This window comes from Massilia sp. KIM (genome assembly GCF_002007115.1).
In the GTDB taxonomy this organism is placed as follows: Bacteria; Pseudomonadota; Gammaproteobacteria; order Burkholderiales; family Burkholderiaceae_D; genus Telluria.
In genome coordinates, this window is the sequence record NZ_MVAD01000004.1 from 172,639 (window position 1) to 193,307 (window position 20,669).

17 protein-coding genes and 1 pseudogene are annotated in these 20,669 nt (G+C 68.8%); 10 read left to right on the plus strand and 8 right to left on the minus strand.

What is annotated here, in order from left to right; genetic code table 11:
* Positions 1 to 41: 41 nt before the first annotated feature.
* The 7 genes and pseudogenes from B0920_RS23300 to B0920_RS23330 all read right to left on the minus strand — a co-directional run.
* A pseudogene (locus B0920_RS23300) lies at positions 42 to 806 on the minus strand (N-acetylmuramoyl-L-alanine amidase); the annotation flags it as partial.
* 18 nt (positions 807 to 824) lie between these two features.
* Positions 825 to 1,757 (minus strand): N-acetylglucosamine kinase, encoded by a 933-nt coding sequence (locus B0920_RS23305; RefSeq protein WP_078035332.1) that lies wholly within the window; start codon positions 1,755 to 1,757, stop codon positions 825 to 827.
* A 75-nt stretch (positions 1,758 to 1,832) separates the two neighbouring features.
* The gene (locus tag B0920_RS23310) at positions 1,833 to 3,449 is read right to left on the minus strand and encodes a glycoside hydrolase family 10 protein (RefSeq protein ID WP_078035087.1); all 1,617 of its coding nucleotides are present in this window, start codon (positions 3,447 to 3,449) and stop codon (positions 1,833 to 1,835) included.
* Positions 3,450 to 3,472: 23 nt separating this feature from the next.
* Positions 3,473 to 4,615: an acyltransferase family protein gene (locus tag B0920_RS23315; protein ID WP_078035088.1), complete on the minus strand. Its 1,143-nt coding sequence runs from the start codon at positions 4,613 to 4,615 to the stop codon at positions 3,473 to 3,475.
* Between the two features lie 16 nt (positions 4,616 to 4,631).
* Positions 4,632 to 5,909 carry an MFS transporter gene (locus tag B0920_RS23320; protein ID WP_078035089.1) on the minus strand — a complete coding sequence of 426 codons (1,278 nt, stop codon included), beginning with the start codon at positions 5,907 to 5,909 and terminating at the stop codon, positions 4,632 to 4,634.
* Between the two features lie 49 nt (positions 5,910 to 5,958).
* Positions 5,959 to 6,837: an N-acetylmuramic acid 6-phosphate etherase gene (locus B0920_RS23325; RefSeq protein ID WP_078035090.1), complete on the minus strand. Its 879-nt coding sequence runs from the start codon at positions 6,835 to 6,837 to the stop codon at positions 5,959 to 5,961.
* A gap of 126 nt (positions 6,838 to 6,963) precedes the next feature.
* Positions 6,964 to 7,704 (minus strand): GntR family transcriptional regulator, encoded by a 741-nt coding sequence (locus B0920_RS23330; RefSeq protein WP_078035333.1) that lies wholly within the window; start codon positions 7,702 to 7,704, stop codon positions 6,964 to 6,966.
* A gap of 220 nt (positions 7,705 to 7,924) precedes the next feature.
* Between B0920_RS23330 and B0920_RS23335 the strand changes: the two genes are divergently transcribed.
* Positions 7,925 to 9,265, plus strand: coding sequence for a serine hydrolase (locus tag B0920_RS23335; RefSeq protein ID WP_229455917.1), 1,341 nt, complete (start codon positions 7,925 to 7,927; stop codon positions 9,263 to 9,265).
* Positions 9,266 to 9,368: 103 nt separating this feature from the next.
* A complete protein-coding gene (locus tag B0920_RS23340) occupies positions 9,369 to 10,607 on the plus strand; it encodes a D-amino acid dehydrogenase (protein WP_078035092.1) in 1,239 nt (412 codons plus the stop codon).
* A gap of 33 nt (positions 10,608 to 10,640) precedes the next feature.
* Here B0920_RS23340 and B0920_RS23345 read toward each other — a convergent pair whose 3' ends face one another.
* Complete coding sequence (locus B0920_RS23345) at positions 10,641 to 10,955, minus strand: DNA-binding transcriptional regulator (protein WP_078035093.1); 315 nt, start codon at positions 10,953 to 10,955, stop codon at positions 10,641 to 10,643.
* 302 nt (positions 10,956 to 11,257) lie between these two features.
* Between B0920_RS23345 and B0920_RS23350 the strand changes: the two genes are divergently transcribed.
* The 8 genes from B0920_RS23350 (at position 11,258) to B0920_RS23385 (ending at position 20,654) form a co-directional block, all read left to right on the plus strand.
* Positions 11,258 to 11,704, plus strand: coding sequence for a YchJ family protein (locus tag B0920_RS23350; RefSeq protein ID WP_078035094.1), 447 nt, complete (start codon positions 11,258 to 11,260; stop codon positions 11,702 to 11,704).
* A 23-nt stretch (positions 11,705 to 11,727) separates the two neighbouring features.
* The gene (locus B0920_RS23355) at positions 11,728 to 13,335 is read left to right on the plus strand and encodes a carboxyl transferase domain-containing protein (protein WP_078035095.1); all 1,608 of its coding nucleotides are present in this window, start codon (positions 11,728 to 11,730) and stop codon (positions 13,333 to 13,335) included.
* Between the two features lie 10 nt (positions 13,336 to 13,345).
* The gene (locus B0920_RS23360; protein WP_078035096.1) at positions 13,346 to 14,131 is read left to right on the plus strand and encodes an enoyl-CoA hydratase/isomerase family protein; all 786 of its coding nucleotides are present in this window, start codon (positions 13,346 to 13,348) and stop codon (positions 14,129 to 14,131) included.
* Positions 14,132 to 14,143: 12 nt separating this feature from the next.
* A complete protein-coding gene (gene bioA, locus B0920_RS23365) occupies positions 14,144 to 15,484 on the plus strand; it encodes an adenosylmethionine--8-amino-7-oxononanoate transaminase (RefSeq protein ID WP_078035334.1) in 1,341 nt (446 codons plus the stop codon).
* Positions 15,485 to 15,491: 7 nt separating this feature from the next.
* Positions 15,492 to 16,679, plus strand: coding sequence for an 8-amino-7-oxononanoate synthase (gene bioF / locus B0920_RS23370; protein ID WP_078035097.1), 1,188 nt, complete (start codon positions 15,492 to 15,494; stop codon positions 16,677 to 16,679).
* A complete protein-coding gene (gene bioD, locus B0920_RS23375; protein WP_078035098.1) occupies positions 16,676 to 17,500 on the plus strand; it encodes a dethiobiotin synthase in 825 nt (274 codons plus the stop codon). The genes bioF and bioD overlap by 4 nt, the downstream gene beginning before the upstream one ends.
* A gap of 21 nt (positions 17,501 to 17,521) precedes the next feature.
* On the plus strand, positions 17,522 to 18,547 hold the full coding sequence (bioB, locus tag B0920_RS23380; RefSeq protein ID WP_078035335.1) for a biotin synthase BioB: 1,026 nt from the start codon (positions 17,522 to 17,524) through the stop codon (positions 18,545 to 18,547).
* Positions 18,548 to 18,632: 85 nt separating this feature from the next.
* Complete coding sequence (locus tag B0920_RS23385; RefSeq protein WP_078035099.1) at positions 18,633 to 20,654, plus strand: acetyl/propionyl/methylcrotonyl-CoA carboxylase subunit alpha; 2,022 nt, start codon at positions 18,633 to 18,635, stop codon at positions 20,652 to 20,654.
* The last annotated feature ends 15 nt before the right edge of the window (positions 20,655 to 20,669 follow it).

The window sequence follows — 20,669 nt, forward strand, 5'->3', positions numbered from 1 at the left end:
TGCGGCGGCGGCACCGGCAGCGGCGCATTGGCCGGCGTGGTCAGCACCTCGAGCAGGGTCGCGGTCTCGGCGTCCGGGTTGCCGGAAAAGTCCGCCGGGCGGTATTTCATCTGGAAGGCGCCGAGCGTGGTGCGGGTGGCCTCGTCCAGCACGCCGGTCTGGGGCAGCGCGAAGCCGTGCGCCACGAGTTTGCGCTGGAACCAGGCGACGTCGGGCAGCCAGGCGTCGAAGACCGGGCGCACCGCCGCCACGCGCGCCGCGTCCGGCCACTTGACCAGGCCTTCCTGGGCCAGGCGCGCCCAGGGGAAGAGCGGACCCGGGTCCTGCTTGCGCAGCGGTGCGATGTCGCTGTGGCCGACCACGTTTTCCGGCGCGATGCCGTGGCGCTGGACGATGTCCTTCACCAGCGGCACCAGGGCGTCGACCTGGGCTTGCGGGAAAGGCGCGTAGACGCGGCCGTTGGGGGTGTCCTTCCAGCCGGCGTTGACGATCTCGATGCCGATCGAGCTGTTGTTCAGCTGGGTGTAGTTCTTCCAGCTCGACACGCCCGCATGGTAGGCCGAGCGGTTCTCGTCCACCAGGCGGTAGACCACCGGCTGCGGATCGTCGGTGAGCAGGTAGTGAGCGCTCACCTGTTGCTCGGTCAGGATCTTCAGCGAGGCCGGCTTGTCGGCCACGGTGTAGTGCAGCACCAGGAAACGCACGCGGCTCGACTGGCCCTTGGCGGTGTAGCTGGTGTCATAGCGCGGGCCGGTGGCGCAACCGGCCAGCAGCAGGAGGGTCAGGGCGGCGATCGAAGTCTTCATTGTCATTCTTCTCTGGGGTTAGTCGATCCCGGGCAGCGGGCCGGCCGCCAGCCTTGCGGCCGCGTAGTGGGCGCGCTGGCCGGTCTGGCTCAGGGGGGTGCCGGGCGGCAGGGCGGCGCGCATGGTCTCGACGATCACCGGGTGCAGCTCGGCGGCGCGGCCGGTGAGCGCCACCGGGCGCGGGCCGAAGCGGCGGATCAGGGCCAGAGCCAGGCGCGCCAGCTCGCTGCCCGCTTCGCGCAGGATGGCGGCGGCGGCCGGGTCGCGCTCGGCGCTGGCGGCGACGGCCAGCGCAAGCTTGCCGATCTCGCCGCGTTCGCGGTGGTAGATGAACTGGCGCGAGAACGACCAGTCGCTGCCGCCGATGTGCTGGAACACCGCCTGGGCCATGGGCGAGGATTCCCACGCGCCGGGATGCTCGTCCTCGTTGCGCCAGATGTGGCGCAGGGCCTGGCGCGCGATCCAGAAACCGCCGCCGCCGTCGTCCAGCACCACGCCGCGCCCGCCGGCGCGGTGCAGCACGCCGCCTTCGTCGATGAAGGCGCCGATCGAGCCGGTGCCGGCGTAGACCACATAGCCTTCGCCGGGACTGAAGCTGGCCAGGTAGGCGATCTCGATGTCGTTGCACAGCGTGATCGCGCCCGATTCGATGCCGAGGAAGCCCGCCAGCCAGCGCGCCAGCTGCTCGCCCTCGCCGCCGAAGCCGGTCAGGCCGGCCCGCACCGCCACCGGGCGGCCGTGTTCGAGCACGGCCTGGGCCATGCCGGCGAAGGTGGCGCGCACCGCGCCGCGGCCTTCGCTGCTGGCCATCTGCAGGGCCGACAGGCCGTCCACCGTGCCTTCGGCGACGATGCGGCCGCCCGGCGCGGCCAGGGCCCAGCGGGTCTGGGTGCCGCCCGCGTCGATGCCCAGGCCCAGGCCCTCGTGTGTGGTCGTGTTCGTGGTCTGCATGGCGTTCAAGTTTACTCCTCCGTCACGCTGGCGCGAATGAATGCTGGCGGGAAATGCATGAGCCAGGGTTATGCGTCACGACTTGCCCCACACCCGCAGGCGCTCGCTCTCGATGCCGAGGCGGTCGACCGCGCTCACGAACACCAGGTTGGCGGCGCCCAGGCGGTCGTCGTCGGGGATGCTCCAGTCCACGCGCGCGGCCGGGACCACCGCGAAGCGCCACTCCTCGCCGTGGCGGGCCCAGATCGCGTACAGGGCGTTGGCCTGGCCGGCCTTGAGCTTGAGCTGGAGCGCCTTGCCGCGGCGCTCGGCCGCCACCTGCGGCAGGCCGGGCGCGCCGCTGCCGAGCCAGGGCGTGGCCGGCACCAGGGCCGGGCCCGTGTAGCGGGTGGCGCGCAGCTGGTCAGCGATGCCTTTGCGGTTCTGCATCAGGGCGATCATGCTGAAGTGGACGTGGCCGGTGGCCTGGGGCCGCGCACGGGTCACGCTGATCTGGTTCAGCACCTCTTCCGGCTGGTAGTCGCGGGTGGGCGCGCCGATGCGGCTGGTGTACAGGCCCGGCCACATGTGGCGGCCCATGGTGTTCTGCGAGATCCAGTAGTCGAGCAGCACGTCGTAGGCCTGGCCGGCCTGGGACAGCGGCCAGTAGAGCTGGGGCGTGAAGTAGTCGAGCCAGCCCTTCTGCAGCCACAGTTCTGCGTCCGCGTACAGCTTGTCGTACTGCGAGAAGCCGGTGATGCCGGGCGGGCGGCGGTCCGGGCGGCCCAGGCCGAAGGGGCTGATGCCGAAGCGCACCCAGCTCTTCTCGCGGTGGATGCCCTGGTAGATGTTTTCGATCAGGCGGTTGACGTTGTCGCGGCGCCATGAGGCGCGATCGAGCTTGCCGCCGCCGGCCAGGTAACGCTCCCAGGCCGGGCCGTCCGGGAAATCGAGTTCGGTCTTGCCGGTCTTGCCGTCCAGCGCCGCCTGGTTGCCCGCCACTTCGGGCGTGGCTTCGATCGGGTAGGGATAGAAGTAGTCGTCGATGTGCACGCCGTCGATGTCGTAGCGGCGCACCACGTCCAGGATCACGTCCAGGGTCTGCTGCGAGGCCGCTTCCTCGGCCGGGTCCATCCACATGAACTTGCCGTAGCGCTTGACCGCCTCCGGCTTGCTGTTGGTGATGTGGTTGGGCGCGGCCGGCGAACGGGCGCCGTCGTGGCGCGCGCGATAGGGGTTGAACCAGGCGTGCAGCTCGAGGCCGCGGGCGTGGGCCTGCTCGACCCAGAACTTGAGCGGGTCGTACCAGGGCTGGGGGGCCTTGCCCTGGGCGCCGGTGAGGTATTCGGACCACGGCTCGATCTTGGAGGCGTAGATGGCGTCGGCCGAGGGGCGCACCTGGAGCACGATGGCGTTCAGGTTCATGGCCTTGGCGCGGTCGAGGATGGCCACGGCTTCGGCCTGCTGCTGGGCGGCGCCCAGGTTTTGCTTGCTGGGCCAGTCGATGTTGGCCACCGTCGAGACCCAGGCGGCGCGGAATTCGCGCGGGGCCGGCGGCGGCTGCTCGCCGCCCAGGGCCACCGCGCCGTCCGGAAGCGCGCCGGCCGAGGAGGCGCTGGGCTGGGTGGTGCAGGCGGTCATCAGGCCGCCGAGGGCCAGGGCGCCGGCCACGCCGGCAAGCGCGAAGGCGCGTTTTTTCAGGTCAGGCTGCAAAAGCGGCTCCTATATTCTTCTCGTTAGACTTTGACGAACCAGCGCCGCCGCCACATGAACCAGGCGATCCCGAACATGCAGGCGTTGAAGGCGATGGCGTACAACAATGAGGTGTTGACCGCGCCGATGGGCAGCGCCGCGATCGGCGCGTACAGGCTGCGGCCCAGCGACACCTGGCTGCCGTCGGGCTGGGCCAGCTTGATAAAGCCCAGCATCTTGGCGACGAAGCCGGAGAACGCGAAGATGAACAGCGCATTCATCCCGTAGATCAGGAAGGGCTTGCTCCAGGCGGCGGCGCGCGCGCGCAGCGCGGGGTGGGGGTTGGCGTCCAGCAGCCAGTAGCTGGCGCCGAAGGCGAGCAGCGCCCAGCCGGTCATCAGGAAGCAGTATGACGGCGTCCACAGGCTTTTATTGATCGGCATGAGGACGGCGTCCAGGGTCGAGCCCAGCGCCAGGCACGCCAAGCCGCCCAGCATCAGCCACACCACCTGTTCGCCGCGCGGCAGCGCCGACAGGAGCAGGCGCCCGGCCAGCACGCCGAACAGCTGGCTGCACAGGGCCGGCAGGGTGCTGAGCAAGCCTTCCGGGTCCCAGGTCTTGGCCTGCACCCAGAGGTGGCCGTCGAGCAGCATGCGGTCGATATAAGCGCCGAGGTCCTTGCCCGGCTCCAGCACGCCGGCGCCGACGCCGGGCACCGGCACGCACAACATCAGCAGGCTGTAGAGCGTGAGCAGGATGGCGATCGCCGCCGCTTGCCCGCGCCAGCCGAGGTAGACCACCAGCGGCGCGGCCAGCAGGGTGCACAGGGCGATCCGCTGCAGCACGCCGGGGATGCGCACGGTGTCGAAGTCGAAGCGCGGGATCAGATTGAGGGCGAAGCCGATCAGGAAGATGATCGCGGCGCGCACGGCCAGCTTGCGCAGCAGGCGCGGCTTGTCGGCGCCGGCGGCGGCCAGGCGGCCCAGCGACAGGGCCATCGCGACCCCGCCGATGAACAGGAAGAAGGGGAAGATGGTGTCGGTGAAGGTCCAGCCGTGCCAGGCGGCGTGGGCCAGCTGCGGATACAGGTTGGCCCAGTCGCCCGGATTATTCACGAGCACCATCGCGGCGATGGTGAAGCCGCGGAAGGCGTCGAGGGAAGTCAGGCGCAGCGGGGCGTCGTTCATGTCCTTCGCGGTCCGCTTACTTCTTGCCGAACTCGGGATCGATCTTCACCAGGGCCGCCATGATGAAGGCCGGGATGGTGGCCAGGCAGGTCCAGATGAAGAAGTTCTTGTAGCCCAGGTACTCCTGCAGGTCGCCGCTCCACATGCCGGGCACCATCATGCCTAGGGCCATCAGGCCGGTGCAGATCGCGTAGTGGGCGGTCTTGTGTGCGCCGTCCGAGACCATGATCATGTACATCAGCATGGCGGTGAAGCCGAAGCCGTAGCCGAACTGCTCGATCGCCAGGAACACCGAGACCGTGGCCAGGTCGGTGGGCTGGGCCTGGGACAGGTAGACGAATACCAGGTCCGGCAGGTGCACGGCGAACACCATCAGCCACAGGCAGCGCTTCAGGCCCAGGCGCGAGATCAGCCAGCCGCCGGCCAGGCCGCCCAGGGTCAGGGCGATGATGCCGACCGTGCCGTAGGCGATGCCGTATTGCGCGGTGGTGAGGCCCAGGCCGCCCTCGCTCACCGGGTCCTTCAGGAAGGGCGCGACCAGCTTGAGGAGCTGGGCTTCGCCCAGGCGGAAGGTGAGGATGAAACCGAGGATCAGCCAGATGTCGCGCTTGCCGAAGAAGGCGCCGAAGGTGCCGAAGAAGTCGCGCAGCGGATTGCTCGACGAGGGCGCAGGCTTGTCGCTCTCGGGCACAGGCAGGATGAACTGGTGCCAGGCGAAGGCCGCGGCGAATAGGCCGGCCAGCACGAAGAACACGATCGACCAGGCCTGGTGCACGTCGCCCATGCTCACCGCCAGGTAACCCGCCAGCACCACCAGCGGGCCCTGGCCGGCCAGGGTGGCCAGGCGGTAGAAGGTCGAGCGCACGCCCACGAAGGCGGCCTGCTGCTGCTGGCGCAGGCCGAGCATGTAGAAGCCGTCGGCCGAGATGTCATGGGTGGCGGAGCTGAAGGCCATCAGCCACATCACCGCCAGGCTGACCGCGAAGAAGGCCGGCAGGTGCAGCACCAGCCCCACGGCCAGCAGCGAAGCCGCCACCACCAGCTGCAGCAGCACGGTCCAGCGGCGCTTGGTGCCGAACATGTCGACCACGGGCGACCACAGGGGCTTGATCACCCAGGGTAGGTAGAGCAGGCTGGTATAGAAGGCGATGTCGGAGTTCGACACCCCCATGTCCTTGTACATGATGACCGACAGGCTCATCGCCACCACGTAGGGGATGGCCTGGGCGAAGTACAGGGAGGGTACCCACAGCCAGGGACTGCGCCCGGCGGAATTCACTTGCGAAGTTTGCATGACTCTTTCGTGTGCCGGGCCGGAAAAGCGAGGGAGCGGACGGCGCCGCTCAGGCAAGCGCCTGGCGCACGCTGCCGTGCGCCGCTTCCAGCAGCGCTTGCGCCTGCTCGACACTGGTTTGTTTGGACAAGGCCACGATCGCGGTCTTGACGTGGAACCCGCACTGCTCCAGCACCGCGCGCGCGGCATCCTCGTCGGCGCCGGTGGCGAAGGAGGTCAGGCGGATCGCACGCCGCACCAGCTTGGCGTTGGTAGCCTTCAAGTCTACCATCAGGTTGCCGTAGACCTTGTTCAAACGCACCATCAGGGCGCTGGAGAAGGTGTTCAGGGCGATCTTCTGCGAGGTGCCCGCCTTCAGGCGGGTGCTGCCGGAGATGACTTCGGGGCCGGTATCCAGCGTCACGCCGATCTCGGCCTCAAGCGCCACCGGGGCGTCGGTGTTGTTGGCGAAGCCGACCGTCAGCGCGCCGGCGACGCGCGCGGCGCGCAGGGCGCCCAGCACGTAGGGGGTGCCGCCCGAGGCCGCGATCAGGAGCACCACGTCGTCCGGACCCACGTTCACGCTCGCCAGGTCGGCCGCGCCCTGCGCGAGGTCGTCCTCGGCGCCTTCGACCGCCACGAACATGGCGTCGCTGCCGCCGGCCAGCAGCGCCACCGCGCGGCCGTGCGGCCAGGAGAAGGTCGGATACAGCTCGACGCTGTCCAGCACGCCCAGGCGGCCCGAGGTGCCGGCGCCCACGTAGACCAGGCGGCCGCCCGCTTCCATGCGCGGCAGCGCGGCGTCGACCGCGCGCGCGATGGCGGGTGCGGCGGCGCGCACGGCGTTCACGGCATGGATCTGGTCGTCGACGAAGACGCCGACCAGATCGTCGGTGGCGTACTGGTCGAGGGCGGCGTGGGCCTGGGAGGGGGATTCGGTTTTCAGCATGGCTCGCTCTGGATGATTCTTGCGCAGTAATCGATAAAACCAGTGTAGTACCAATTCGGCGAGCGATCTTATGAAAGGATCGGCTGCCGTCATGCCAAAAGGTTATGCGGAGCGGCTGGGAGAACCCTAGACCGCCCGTCTCAACTCGGCCACGAAGTCGTAATGGTCGCTGCGGCAGTAGGAGTGGGTCAGCTCGACCGGTTCGCCCGATTCGAGGTAGCCGACCCGGGTGATGAACAGCACCGCCCTGCCCTCCGGGATGTCGAGGCGGGCCGCCAGTTCGCCGGAGGCGTTCATGGCGCGGATGTGCTGCAGCGCGCGCACCGGCATGTGGCCAGTCTTGGCCAGGTGGGCGTAGAGCGAGGCCGTCACGCCCTCGGGGCGTGGCAGCACGCTGGCCGGGATCACGCTCACCTCGTAGGCCATCGGCATCTCGTCCGCCAGGCGCAGGCGCTCCAGGCGCGCCACCCGGGCGCCCGGCGAGAGGCCGAGCGAGAGCTGCTCGTCGGCGTCGGCCAGCACCACCTCGCGCCGCAGCCAGTGCGAGCCGGGGCGAAAGCCCCGCTGCTGCAGCTGCTCCGAAAAGCTCGACAGGTTGGACAGCGGCTGCTCGATGCGCGGCGCGATGTAGTTGCCCGAGCCGCGCCGGCGCACCACCAGGCCCTGCTCGACCAGCTGGTCGATGGCCTTGCGCGCGGTGACGCGCGAGACGTCGAGCTGTTCGGACAGGGTGCGTTCGGAGGGCAGGGCCTGGTCGGCCTGGTAGCGGCCATCGCGCACGTCCTGCGCCAGCTTGCGCGCCAGCTGCATATAGAGCGGCGAATTGTCGTTCAGGTCGACCTGGAAGCCGGTGCCTGTTGTCATCATGTTCATGCGGGGAGTGTAGCGCCTGCGTCCGGGGAAGAACCAGCCTGCGCCATGAAAAAATCTTGTCGTCGCATGCGGCGCGGTTATGAGCATACCACTTGATGCCAATACAAAACGGTTATGCCCCTCTGATCGCTATTCATTTGGCAAGGATTCCAGCCAGTCCGTATGCTCATCCGACAAGGGACATCACGCGCACGAAGAGAGGACGGGAGAAAACATGAACCAGGTCAGGCGATCCATGCTGGGAATGGTGTTGCTGGGCGCGGCGCAGCCGCTGTTCGCGGCCCCGGCGCAGGCCGGCGCGCCGCTCGCGCCGGGCGCCAGGCGGCGCCTGGACGCCGAGCTGGCCGCGGTGCTGGAGGATCCGGCCATGCGCCTGGCCAGCCTATCGGTGCTGGCGATCCGCGCCGGCCAGCCGGTCTACGAGGCCGCCTTCGGACGCCGCTTCATCGGCGCGAACGGCCTGCCGGACCGCCCGGCCACGCCGGACACCCTGTACCGCATCGCCTCGGTCTCCAAGATGATGACCACGCTGGGCCTGATGCGCCTGGTCGAGGACGGCAAGCTCGATCTCGACGCCGACGTCTCCGGCTACCTCGGTTTCCCCCTGCGTAACCCGCATTTCCCGCAGCAGCCGATCAGCCTGCGCCTGCTGCTCACCCATACCTCCTCGCTGCGCGACGACGCCGGCTATTCCTGGCCCAACGCCACCGCCCTGAAGGACGTGCTGGTTCCGGGCGCGCCCCTGTACGGCGAGGGCCGCATGTGGTCGGGCAAGGCCGCGCCGGGCGAGTACTTCAGCTACTGCAACCTGGCCTGGGGCGTGATCGGCACCGTGATGGAAAAGGTCAGCGGCGAGCGCTTCAACGCCCTCATGCAGCGCCTGCTGTTCCAGCCGCTCGGCATCGAGGCCGGCTACCACCCGTCCGAACTGGCGCCCGCCGCCCTCGGCCGGCTCGCGACCCTGTACCGCAAGCGCACCACCGACACCGAAATCTGGGATGCCGCCGGGCCCTGGATCCCCCAGGTCGACGACTACAGCCAGCGGCCGCCACCCAGCCTGGCCGGCTATGTGCCGGGCGTGAACGCCACGCCCTACAGCCCCACCGGCGGCCTGCGCATCTCGGCCCAGGGCCTGGGCGTGGTGATGCGCATGCTGATCGCCGGCGGCGTCCACGAGGGCAAGCGCCTGCTGCGGCGCGAGACCCTGGAGCGCATGTTCGCGCGCCACTGGACCTTTGATCCCGCGCGCGCCAACGGCGACACCCTGAACGGCTTCTATGGCGCCTGGGGCCTGGGCAACCAGCACTTTCCGCCGACATCCGGCACCCGCCTGGTGGAGAGCGGCTTCGACGCCCTCGGCCACCTCGGCGAAGCCTATGGCCTGCGCTCGGTGTTCGCCTTCGACCGGGCCAGCGGCAACGGCCTGGTAATGCTGGTCGGCGGCAGCTCGGCCGATCCGGACGCCCAGCGCGGCAGCTACTCGGCGCTGGCGCCTTTCGAGGAGCGCATCCTCACGGCTTTGTACCGGCGCGCCATCGAAGCGCGCACCGATTGACACTTGCATATACCCCGGTTATGAGCCTCGGCTCAGCATTCATTGGCCCCTCGGGCAGCGAGCGCCTAAGCTCACTACCCGTACCTGAGAAAAAGAGTTTGGAATGCAGCAGCATGTAATCGTCATCGGCGGCGGCGTCGTCGGCCTGACCTCCGCCTGGTGGCTGGCCGAGGCGGGCTACGACGTCACCCTGCTGGAACGCGCGCCCGAGGTGGGCAGCGGCGCCAGCTACGGCAATGGCGGGCAGCTCAGCTACCGCTACGTCTCGCCGCTGGCCGACGAAGGCGTGCCGCTCAAGGCGATCCAGTGGCTGTTCCAGGAGAACGGCCCGCTGCGCTTCAAGCCGGAGGCCGACCTGCGCCAGTACCGCTGGCTGGCCAGCTTCCTCGCCCACTGCCGCGCCGACGTCAACCGCCGCACCACCGCCAAGCTGCTCGAACTGGGCGAGCTGTCGCGCCAGTCCATGAAGGCGCTCGAACTCGCCGTGCCGCTCGAGGCCTTCAACTGGCGCGACGCCGGCAAGCTGGTGGTCTACCGTTCGCGCGCGCTGTTCGAGAAGGCGGCGGCCAAGAACGGCGCCGGCCAGGTCTGGTCGGCGCGCGACTGCGCCGAACGCGAGCCTGCGCTGGCCGCGGCCGAGCCGCTGCTGGCGGGCGGGATCTACAACGCCGGCGAGGCGGTGGCCGATTGCCATGCCTTCTGCCAGGCCCTCGCCGCCCAGCTGGGCCGGCATCCGCGCTTCCAGGGCATCGTGCACGGGGAAGCGCGCCGCCTGCTGAACGAGGGCGGGCGCATCACCGGCGTCGAGACGAGCACCGGGGTGGTGCGCGCCGACGCCTACGTGCTGGCCGCCGGCATCCAGAGCCGCGACCTGGGCGACACGGCCGGCATCCGCCTGCCGCTCTACCCGCTCAAGGGCTACAGCCTGAGCGCGCCGATCCGCCAGGACGACCTTGCCCCCGAGATCAGCGTCACCGACTTCGAGCGCAAGGTGCTGTACGCGCGCATCGGCGACAAGCTGCGGGTGGCGGCCATGGTCGACATGGTGGGGGAAGACCTGAGCCATGATCCGAAGCGGGTCGACAGCCTGACGCGCCAGGTGCGCGAGACCATGCCGCGCGCGGCCGACTACAGCAAGCTCGAGGTGTGGGCCGGGCTGCGCCCGGCGACGCCGAGCAGCGCGCCCATCATCGGCGCCACGCCCTATGCCAACCTGTGGCTGAACGTGGGCCACGGCCCGCTCGGCTTCACCTTCGCCTGCGGCACGGCCGCGCTGCTGGCCGGGGCGATGCAGGGGAAGGCGCCGCCTTTTGCGCTGGATGGCTTGACTCTGCGCACCTGATACGCACAGTACGCTTTCGCGCTCGCCTGGGCCTCAGAGCGCTGCGATTTCTTCGAGCAGTTTGGGATTGCGCTCGATCAGGCTGATGAGGATGGCTGCCTGATCATTCGGCTTGGAGATGCCCTGTTCCCAATTCTTCACGGTTTGAAGTTTGATACGAAGGTAGCGTGCGAATACAGGCTGGGAAACATGCAGCTTCCTGCGCACTGCGCGAACTTTCTCGGGGGTCATTTCCGGAGCAGCTTTGAATTCGACTTCCGTCGTGCGCAGCGTCGCCTTTCCCTGACGCTCGCCTTCCAAGGCGTCAAAGCCTTCCCTCAGCTCAGAGAAGATATCGCGTTTGGTCATTTCTTGGTGCCCCTTGCCTTAAGTTCCGCCTCTAGGCGCTGTTTCAGCATATTCCGTTGGTTTACAGCGTGAAATGCGATTCCCTGAACGATGCGTCGCGATGGAGATCGCCCCTCCTACAAGTCTACCTATTTTGGGTAGATTTTTGTCGTCGACATCAAACAAATCGACGCCTTGCTTGTCGTCGCAATAACAAACCCGCCTTAAAAGGCGAACCGACCACAATCATCGTGCATATGCCGATTGCGCGCTTTCCGCTCCACGGCTCTCGGCCTTGCGTGAAATCGCGGATAATTGCCGCCATGTCTACCCGCCCTGCCTCTTCCACCTGCCCCTGCGGCGGCCCTGCTTTCGACACCTGCTGCGCCCCTTTCCTCTCGGGCGCGGCGCTGCCGCCAACGGCCGAGACCCTGATGCGCTCGCGGTATACGGCCTATGTGCTGAAGGACGAGCCGTATTTGTTGTCGACCTGGCATCCCAGCACCCGTCCCGCGGAGGCGGTCATCGATGAGAAAGAGCCGATCCGCTGGCTCGGGCTTGAGGTAAAATCTGCTTTACGTTTACGTCAACGTAAAGTAAATTTGCCGGACGATCCAGACTCCGACACGGTCGAATTCGTCGCCCGTTTCAAGGTCGGCGGACGCGCGCACCGGCTGCACGAGGTGAGCCGCTTCCTGCGCGAACCCGATCCGGACAGCGGCGCCCCGCGCTGGTACTACCTGGACGGCAGTTTCCCCGAGAAAAAATAGAGCAGAGACAGTGAGGACGGCACATGCCCCAGATCGAGAGCAAACTCAACCCGCGCAGCGAGGATTTCAAGGTTAACGCCGCCGCCATGCAGGCGGTGGTGGACGACCTGCGCGCCAAGGTCGCGCTGATGGCCAAGGGCGGCGGCGAAGCGGCGAGCGCCAAGCACGTCGCGCGCGGCAAGCTGCTGCCGCGCGAGCGCGTGGAGAATCTGCTCGACCCCGGCACGCCCTTCCTCGAGTTCTCCCAGCTGGCCGCCTACGAGATGTATGACAATGCGGCGCCGGCGGCCGGCATCATCACCGGCATCGGCCGCGTGGCCGGCCAGGAATGCGTGATCGTCTGTAACGACGCCACCGTCAAGGGCGGCACCTATTACCCGATGACGGTCAAGAAGCACCTGCGCGCCCAGGAGATCGCCGAGCAGAACAACCTGCCCTGCATCTACCTGGTCGACTCGGGCGGCGCCAACCTGCCGAACCAGGACGACGTGTTCCCCGACCGCGACCACTTCGGCCGCATCTTCTACAACCAGGCCAACATGTCGGCCAAGGGCATTCCCCAGATCGCGGTGGTGATGGGTTCCTGCACCGCCGGCGGCGCCTACGTGCCGGCCATGAGCGACGAGTCGATCATCGTCAAGGAACAGGGCACCATCTTCCTGGGCGGCCCTCCCCTGGTGAAGGCGGCCACCGGCGAGGTGGTGAGCGCCGAGGACCTGGGCGGCGGCGACGTCCACACCCGCCTGTCGGGCGTGGCCGACCACCTGGCGCAGAACGACCTGCACGCCCTCTCGCTGGCGCGTAACATCGTCTCCAACCTGAACCGCGGCAAGCCGGTCCAGGGCGTGCTGCGCGAAAGCGTGGAGCCCAAGTACGCGCCGGAAGAACTGTATGGCGTGATCCCCGTCGACACCCGCAAGCCCTTCGACGTGCGCGAAGTGATCGCGCGCGTGGTCGACGGCAGCGAGTTCGATGAGTTCAAGGCGCGCTACGGCACCACCCTGGTGTGCGGCTTCGCCCACATCTACGGCATGAAGGTCGGCATCATCGCCAACAACGGCATCCTGTTCTCGGAGTCGGCGCTCAAGGGCACCCACTTCATCGAGCTGTGCTGCCAGCGCAAGATCCCGCTGGTCTTCCTGCAGAACATCACCGGCTTCATGGTCGGCCGCAAGTACGAGAACGAAGGCATCGCCCGCAACGGCGCCAAGATGGTGACGGCCGTGGCCACCGCCTCGGTGCCGAAGTTCACCGTCATCATCGGCGGCTCCTTCGGCGCCGGCAACTACGGCATGTGCGGCCGCGCTTTCTCGCCGCGCTTCCTGTGGATGTGGCCGAACGCGCGCATCTCGGTGATGGGCGGCGACCAGGCCGCCTCAGTGCTGGCCACCGTCAAGCGCGACGGCATCGAAGCCAAGGGCGGCAACTGGTCGCCCGAGGAAGAAGCCGCGTTCAAGCAGCCGATCAAGGAGCAGTACGAACACCAGGGCCACCCCTACTACGCCTCGGCGCGCCTGTGGGACGACGGCGTGATCGACCCGGCCGACACCCGCATGGTGCTGGGCCTGGGCCTCTCGGCGGCGCTCAACAAGCCGATCGAGGACACGAAGTTCGGCGTGTTCCGCATGTAAGGAGACGAGCATGGATTACCAGACCCTGACCGTCGCCATCGACGACAAGGTGGCCGCCGTCACCCTGAACCGCCCGGAACTGCGCAATGCCTTCAACGAACAGGCCATCGCCGAGCTGGCCCTGGCCTTCGACGAACTCGGACGCATCGATACGGTGCGCGCCATCGTGCTGGCCGCCAACGGCCCGGCCTTCTGCGCCGGCGCGGACCTGAACTGGATGAAGAAGATGGCCGGCTACTCGCACAGCGAGAACCAGGAAGACGCGATGCGCCTGGCCGACATGCTGCGCACCATCTACCTCTGCCCCAAGCCCACCGTGGCCAAGGTCCAGGGTGACTGCTACGCCGGCGGCATGGGCCTGGTGGCGGCCTGCGACATCGTGGTCGCCAGCGAGGTGGCCCATTTCTGCCTGTCCGAAGTGAAGCTGGGCCTGATCCCGGCCACCATCTCGCCCTATGTGATCAAGGCCATGGGCGAACAGGCGGCGCGCCGCTACTTCCTCACCGCCGAGCGTTTCGACGCCCCGGAGGCGCGCCGCATCGGCTTCGCCCACGAGGTGGTGGCGGCCGAACAGCTCGACGCCACGGTGGCGGGCATCGTCAACAACCTGGTCAACAACAGCCCGAACGCGGTGCGCGAAGCCAAGGCCCTGGTGCGCGAGATCGTCGGCCAGCCGGTGAACGACGCCCTGCTGGCGGACACCGCCGGCCGCATCGCCGCCATCCGCGCCTCGCTCGAAGGGCGCGAGGGCGTGGCCTCCTTCCTTGAAAAACGCAAGCCCTCGTGGCTGACTTGAAGTACTGAGATGATGAAGCAACAGACCTCCTCCGATTGGATCGCACGCAGCCTGCGCAGCGTGTGGCACCCGTGCACCCAGATGCAGCACCACGAGGAGGTGCCCCTGATCGCCGTCAGCCGCGCGCAAGGCGCCTGGCTCTACGACCACGAGGGCCGGCGCTACCTGGACGGCATCAGCTCCTGGTGGGTCAACCTGTTCGGCCACGCCAACCCGCGCATCAACGCGGCCCTGAAGGACCAGCTCGACCGCCTCGAGCACGCCATGCTGGCCGGCTTCACCCACGAGCCGGTGATCGAGCTGTCGGAGCGCCTGGCCGAGCTGACCGGCCACGCCCTCGGCCACGCCTTCTACGCCTCGGACGGCGCCTCGGCGGTCGAGATCGCGATGAAGATGTCCTTCCACGCCTGGCGCAATGCAGGCTACCCGAACAAGCAGGAGTTCGTCTGCCTGCAGGGCAGCTACCACGGCGAGACCATCGGCGCCCTGGCCGTCACCGACGTGCCCCTGTTCAAGGACGCCTACGGCCCCCTGCTCAAGGCCTCGCACGTGGTGCCGGCGCCGGACGCGCGCAACGCCGCCGAGGGCGAATCGGCCCAGGACGTGGCGCGCCGCGCCATCGCCGAGGTCAAGGCCTTGTTCGAGCAGCGCGGCGAGCGCATCGCCGCCATCATCGTCGAGCCGCTGGTGCAGTGCGCGACCGGCATGGCGATGTACGACCCGCTCTACCTGGAGCTGCTGCGCGAGCTGTGCGACCAGCACCACGTGCACCTGATCGCCGACGAGATCGCGGTCGGCTGCGGCCGCACCGGCACCTTCTTCGCCTGCGAGCAGGCGGCGATCTGGCCGGACTTCCTGTGCCTGTCCAAGGGCATCAGCGGCGGCTACCTGCCGCTTTCGCTGGTGCTGAGCACCGACGAAATCTACCAGTCCTTCTACAGCGAGGACATCACGCGCGGCTTCCTGCACTCGCATTCCTACACCGGCAATCCGCTGGCCTGCCGCGCGGCCCTGGCCACGCTCGACATCTTCCGCGACGACGATGTCCTGGCGCGCAACCGCGAGCTGGCCACCAGGCTGACCGTGGCCCTGGCCCCGCTGGCCGAGCACGAGCGCGCGCGCCACTTCCGCCAGCGCGGCATGATCTTCGCCTTCGACGCCGTCGAGCCGCACCCGCAGCGCGCCTCCACCTTCGCGCGCCGTTTCTTCAGCACCGCCGTGGAAAACGAGCTGCTGCTGCGCCCGATCGGCCGCACCGTCTACCTGATGCCGCCCTACGTGCTGGACGACGAGGAAGTCGCCGGCCTGGCCGCGCGCACGCAGAAGGTGTTCGAATCGGTGATCGCGGGTTGAGGCCATGATGGATCTGATCGCAGGCATCGACCGCAAGCTCGGGCAACTGGCCGAGCAGAGCTTGACCCGCAAGCTGCGCGTGGCGGACAGCGCCTGCGCGCCGCGGCAGGTGGTGGACGGCCGTCCCATGCTGGCCTTCTGCAGCAACGACTACCTGGGCCTGGCCGCGCATCCGCAGGTGGTGGAGGCCTTGCGCGAGGGCGCGTCGCGCTACGGCGCCGGCAGCGGCGCCTCGCACCTTGTCAGTGGCCACAGCCGCGCCCACGCGCTGTTGGAAGAACGCCTGGCCGGCTGGATGGCCCCCCACCTCGAACAGCCGCGCGCGCTCTACCTGTGCACCGGCTACATGGCCAACCTGGCGGTGCTCACCGCGTTCGGGGCCGACGCCGACGCGATGATCTTCTCGGAAGCGCTCAACCACGCCTCCCTGATCGACGGCGCGCGCCTGGCGAAGGCCGGCGTCAGCGTCTACCCGCACGGCGAGGTCGCGGCGCTCGAACGCCAGCTCGCCGACAGCAGGGCGGCCACGAAGATCGTGGTCACCGACAGCGTGTTCAGCATGGACGGCAATCTCGCTCCCCTGCCCGAACTGCTGGCCCTGTGCGAACGCCACGGCGCCTGGCTGGTGGTGGACGACGCCCACGGCTTCGGCGTGCTGGGCGAGAACGGCCGCGGGGCGCTCGAGCACTTCGGCCTGCGCTCGCCCAACCTGGTCTACATGGGCACGCTCGGCAAGGCAGCCGGCGTGGGCGGCGCCTTCATCGCGGCCCATGCCAGCGTGATCGAGCTGCTGGTGCAGCGCGCAAGGCCCTACATCTACACCACGGCCGCCCCGCCCGCCCTGGCCCATGCCCTGCAGGCCAGCCTTGATATCATTGCGGGTCCCGAAGGCGCCGAACGGCGCGCCCACCTGGGCGCGCTGGTGGCGCAGCTGCGGGACGCCCTGCGCCTGCGCGACTGGCGCCTGATGGCGTCGAACACGGCGATCCAGCCGGTCGTGATCGGCGCCAACGAGGACGCGCTGCGCGTGGCCGCCGCCCTGCACGAGCAGGGCCTGTGGGTGCCCGCGATCCGTCCGCCGACCGTGGCGCCGGGCACGGCGCGCCTGCGCGTGACCCTGTCGGCCGCGCACACCTTCGATGAGGTGGCGAGGCTGGCGCGCGCACTCAACGAACTGGAAAAGACCGCACCATGAAGAACCTGAACGAACCCGAGCAAGCGGTGGCCGCGCCGCTGGCCGCGCCGAAAGCGACGCAGCGCCGCGTCGCCGCCGAGCCGCAGCCGGAGCCGCGCGCCGTCGAGAACAAGCCGCCGCGCTTCTGCTGCTTCGTCACCGGCACCGACACCGAGATCGGCAAGACCCTGGTCTCGGCCGCCATCCTGCACAAGCTGGTGAGCAGCGGCCGGCGCGCCTGCGGCATGAAGCCGGTGGCGGCCGGCGCCGAGATGCGTGACGGCCGCCTGCACAACGAGGACGCCGACATGCTGGCCGCCGCCGGCAACGTCAACCTGCCGTCCTCGATCACCACGCCCTACATGCTGCGCGAACCGGCCGCGCCCCACATCGCCGCCGCGCGCGAAGGCGTTCGCATCGACCCGGTGCCGATCATCGCCGCCTATGCCGAGATCCAGGCCGCCTCCGACGCGGTGGTGGTCGAGGGCGTAGGCGGCTTTCGCGTGCCTTTCAACGACGACTTCGACAGCGCCGACCTGGCCGCCCAGCTCAACCTGCCGGTGATCCTGGTGGTGGGCCTGCGGCTGGGCTGCATCAGCCACGCGCTGCTCACCGTCGAAGCCATCGTCGCGCGCGGCCTGGTGCTGGCCGGCTGGGTCGCCAACACGGCCGACCCGGACATGCGCTTCATGCGGGAGAACATCGAAGCCCTGGAGCAGCGCATTCCCGCGCCGCTGCTGGGCCACGTGCCGCGCCTCGAACAACCCACGGCCGCCGCGGCGGCCGAATTCATCGATCTTGCGGGGCTGCCTGGCTGGCCCTCCCCGCGCGTCCAGACCTAGAAGGAAACACCCATGTCCAACATGAACACCGTCGCCCTGCACCGCCCCGTGGCCCCGATCAAGCAGGCCGAGAACGCGACCTGGCCCGTGGCCGACGTGCTCGCTCTGTTCGAGCTGCCCTTCCCCGAGCTGATGCACCGCGCCCAGACCGCGCACCGCGCCAGCTTCCCGGACGGCGACGTCGAACTAGCGACCCTGCTGTCGATCAAGACGGGCGGCTGCGAAGAGGACTGCGGCTACTGCCCCCAGGCCGCGCGCTACGACACCGGCGTGGAGGCCAAGAAGATCCTCGACCTCGACACCGTGCTGGACGCGGCGCGCCAGGCCAAGGCCAGCGGCGCCACCCGCTTCTGCATGGGCGCCGCCTGGCGCAGCCCGAAGGAGCGCGACATGGAAAAGGTCGAGAACATGGTGCGCGAAGTGAAGGCCCTGGGCCTGGAAACCTGCGCCACCCTGGGCATGCTGGAAGAAGGCCAGGCCGAACAGCTTAAGAAGGCGGGCCTGGACTACTACAACCACAACATCGACACCGCGCCGGACTTCTACAACAACGTGATCTCGACCCGCGAATACCAGGACCGCCTGGACACGCTGGGCCGCGTGCGCCAGGCCGGCCTGAAGGTCTGCTGCGGCGGCATCGTCGGCATGGGCGAGACGCGCGAGCAGCGCGCCGGCCTGATCTCGCAGCTGGCCAACCTGAACCCCTACCCGGAATCGGTGCCGATCAACCACCTGGTGCAGGTGGAAGGCACCCCGCTGCACGGCATCGACAAGCTCGATCCGCTGGAGTTCGTGCGCACCATCGCCGTGGCCCGCATCACCATGCCGCAGGCGCGCGTGCGCCTGTCGGCCGGCCGCCGCGAGCTGGGAGAGGCGGTGCAGGCGATGTGCTTCATGGCCGGCGCCAACTCGATCTTCTACGGCGACAAGCTGCTCACCACCGGCAACCCGGAAGCGGACGACGACCGCGCGCTGCTGGACAAGCTCGGCCTGAAGACCCGCGCCGCCACGCTGGAATCGGCGCCGAAGGAAGCCTGCGGCTGCTGATCCAGGCTGGCAGCGCCCGCGCGGCCGGGGAGACACGGCCGCGCCCACGACACTCACGAACAACCATAAGCGAAAGACAACCCGCATGTTCACCAAGATCCTCATCGCCAACCGTGGCGAAATCGCCTGCCGCATCGCCGCCACCGCGCGCCGCATGGGCATCCGTACCGTGGCCGTCTACTCGGAGGCCGATGCCGGCGCCAAGCACGTGGCGGTGTGCGATGAGGCGGTCCTGATCGGCCCCGCCGCGGCCAAGGACAGCTACCTGCGCGGCGACAAGATCATCGAGGTGGCCAAGGCCACCGGCGCCCAGGCCATCCATCCGGGCTACGGCTTCCTGTCCGAGAACGCGGAGTTCGCGGAAGCGGTGCAGGCCGCCGGCCTGGTCTTCATCGGCCCGCCGGGGTCCTCGATGCGCGCGATGGGATCGAAATCGGCCGCCAAGCAGCTGATGGAAGGCGCGAACGTGCCGCTGGTGCCGGGCTACCACGGCGACGAGCAGGATCCCGCCTTCCTGCGCCAGCAGGCCGACCGGATCGGCTACCCGGTGCTGCTCAAGGCCAGCGCCGGCGGCGGCGGCAAGGGCATGCGCGTGGTCGAGCGCTCGGAAGATTTCGAGGCCGCGCTGGCTTCCTGCAAGCGCGAAGCGATCAGCTCCTTCGGCGACGACAAGGTGCTGGTCGAGAAATACCTGATCCGTCCGCGCCACATCGAGATCCAGGTGTTCGCCGACACCCACGGCAACTGCGTCTACCTGCACGAGCGCGACTGCTCGGTGCAGCGCCGCCACCAGAAGGTGCTGGAAGAAGCGCCGGCCCCCGGCATGACCCAGGACCGCCGCGCGGCCATGGGCGAGGCGGCCGTCAACGCGGCGCGCGCGGTGGGCTACGTGGGCGCCGGCACGGTGGAGTTCATCGCCAACCAGGACGGCTCCTTCTACTTCATGGAGATGAACACCCGTCTGCAGGTCGAGCACCCGGTCACCGAGATGATCACCGGGACCGACCTGGTCGAGTGGCAGCTGCGCGTGGCGGCTGGCCAGCCGCTGCCGAAGAAGCAGCACGAGCTGGGCATCCACGGCCACGCGATCGAGGCGCGGGTCTATGCCGAGAACCCGGAAAAGGGCTTCCTGCCCTCGATCGGCCTGCTGCGCCACATGGACGCGCCGCGCGCCGTCGAGTTCGAGCTGGGCGCCGACGGCGCCAACCCGGCCGCCGTGCGGGTCGATTCCGGCGTGCGCGAAGGCGACGCCATCTCGCCCTTCTACGACCCGATGATCGCCAAGCTCATCGTCTGGGGCGCGGACCGCACCCAGGCCCTGGCGCGCCTGTCGCAGGCCCTGGCCGAGTTCCGCATCGTCGGCCTGGCCACCAACATCGCCTTCCTGAAGCGACTGGTCGATGGCGAGGCCTTCTCGACGGCCGACCTGGACACCGGCTTGATCGAACGCAACAGCGCCGCCCTGTTCCCGCCGCCCGGACCGGCCCCGCTGGGCGCCCTGGCCCTGGCCGCGCTCTCGCTGTCGCTGGGCGAGACCGTGCCTGGCGGGGCCAACCCGGCCGACCCCTGGAGCCAGGCGCGCGGCTGGCGCATGAACGGCGACTACCGCCGCCTGCTGTCCCTGCGCGACGAATTCACCGGCGAAGGCGCCTACCGGCTCGGCCTGACCTACCGCCATGACGGCTGGGAGATCGACCTGGACGGCCGCCGCGAAAAAGTCGAGCTGGTGGCCAGCGCCGGCGCCGAACTGTCGCTGCGGGTGGGCGAGACCTCGCTGCACGGCAGCGTGCGCAGGGACGGCGAACTGTTCCACGTGTTCACCGGGGGCCGCCATTACACCCTGTCGTACAATGACCCGATGGCGCACGCCGGCGAGCAAGAAACGGCCGGCGGTCGGCTGACGGCCCCGATGCCGGGCAAGGTGGTCGCGGTGCTGGCTTCGTCCGGAACCCAGGTGAAGAAGGGCGAGCCGCTGGTGATCATGGAAGCGATGAAGATGGAACACACGATTTCCGCGCCGAGCGACGGCCTGGTGGAAGAAGTGCTGTACCAGGTCGGCGACCAGGTGGCGGACGGCGCGCCGCTGCTCGCATTCAAGGCGGCGTAACCCTGACAACAAGAA